The sequence below is a fragment of the Luteibacter sp. P4_E6 genome (genome assembly GCF_056401535.1).
Map to the genome: position 1 here is coordinate 1 of NZ_JBFUJE010000759.1, position 1,467 is coordinate 1,467.

Sequence of the window (1,467 nt, forward strand, 5' to 3'; positions counted from 1 at the left end):
ACCACGAGCAGCGCGAGGAACAGCGCCATTTCGATCAGCGCGATGCCGCCGATCTTGTCGAACACCACCGCCCACGGAAACAGGAAGGCGATTTCGAGGTCGAAAATGATGAAGAGGATGGCGATGAGGTAATAGCGCACGTCGAACTTCATGCGCGCGTCCTCGAAGGCCTCGAAGCCGCACTCATAGGGCGAGAGCTTTTCCGAATCGGGACGGCTGGGGCCGGCAAGGATGCCGATCGCCATCAGGACCACGCCTAGGCCTACGGCCACGGCAATGAACAACAGGACGGGCCAGTATTGGGCAAGCACGATGCTGCGTACCTCCGCGCCTCACTGGGCGCATCAGTGACCGTCGGCGGGGACGAGCGGTCCGGCTAGGGTCGCCAGAGCTTTTATCGAATCGATCCAAATGGGTCGATCCGTGTCGGGACGCATTGCGTACCAACGACTCCGGATATCCACAATCTCACGTTGGGGAACCGATCTATTGTACCAGTGCGTGCAGGTATCACGACAAGTATTAATAAGGGAAAAACTGCGTCGCCATGGTGCAATCGCAGGTAATCGCCTGTTGAACACGGACATTCGGCGCCGGAGCGCGCCGATATGTCACATGGTCTGGGTCGGACGCTCGGAGGCGAGGGTTCCGACAAGCAGCGCTTCGATGCGCTGCCGGGCACCTTCGCTCTCGGGGGATTCGTTGAACTGGATACCGACACCGGCGGTTCGGTTGCCCTGGGCACCCACCGGCGTGATCCAGACCACGCGACCGGCGACCGACAGGCGCTCGTTTTCGTCTATCAGGGTGACCAGCAAGGCCACCTCGTCGCCCAGGCTGTAGCGCTGGGCGGTCGGCGCGAAGAGACCACCGGTTTTCAGGAACGGCATGTACGAGATGTACAGGGAGTTCACGTCCTTGATCTTCAGCGAGAGGATTCCCTGTCGCGGTGAGGAGCTGGTGGCGTTCATGGACACGTGGAATCCCCTGGTTTGACCGTCATCCTAGCTACCCGGCGGCCCGGGCCACAAGCCCGACCGGTTCCGGGTCCTGCCCGGCCCAGCCATAGTGGTCATAAATCCAGGGCGTCGAGAGGTCGGCGGTGAGCTTGGCAAAGGCCGGACCCGGCGCGCCACGCAGAGGTAGCATCCACTCGTCGCCCGCCCGCTCGATCGGCGCGAGGCGCCACGGCCAGACCTGCACGCCCTGCGTATCCGCCAGGACGAGGCGCAGCCGGCTTCGCGCCAGCCGTCCCGGTCGCCACGGCAGGCGCAGCGCACCCGTGCCCGGGGCGGCGGGCGCCCGGTCGAAGCGCTCGGGACGGGAGGCCACGCCAAGCATGCGCTCGCGACTCAAGGACATCTGTGTCGCATGCTCGAGCACGGCGTGGATCTTGGTCGTGAGGCGCTCGGGGTCCGTGTCGGGGACGATCAGGTCTTCAGGCGCCGAACGCTCGGTCCCATGGAC

General features: G+C 64.3%; 2 protein-coding genes and 1 pseudogene. All 3 read right to left on the reverse strand.

The window, feature by feature from the left end; all coding sequences use genetic code 11:
- Positions 1 to 311 (reverse strand): NADH-quinone oxidoreductase subunit A (gene ndhC / locus AC1DT2_RS23195; RefSeq protein ID WP_477299029.1); only part of this gene is annotated, 311 nt, incomplete at its 3' end.
- Between the two features lie 300 nt (positions 312 to 611).
- Positions 612 to 971, reverse strand: a complete 360-nt coding sequence (locus tag AC1DT2_RS23200) for a PilZ domain-containing protein (RefSeq protein ID WP_046968726.1) — start codon at positions 969 to 971, stop codon at positions 612 to 614.
- Between the two features lie 37 nt (positions 972 to 1,008).
- Positions 1,009 to 1,467 (reverse strand): annotated as a pseudogene (locus AC1DT2_RS23205) (hypothetical protein); the annotation flags it as partial.

Coding starts and splice junctions, on each gene's coding strand:
- AC1DT2_RS23200 (WP_046968726.1), bottom strand. CDS start 971: ATGAACGCCACCAGCTCCTCACCGCGACAGGGAATCCTCTCGCTGAAG.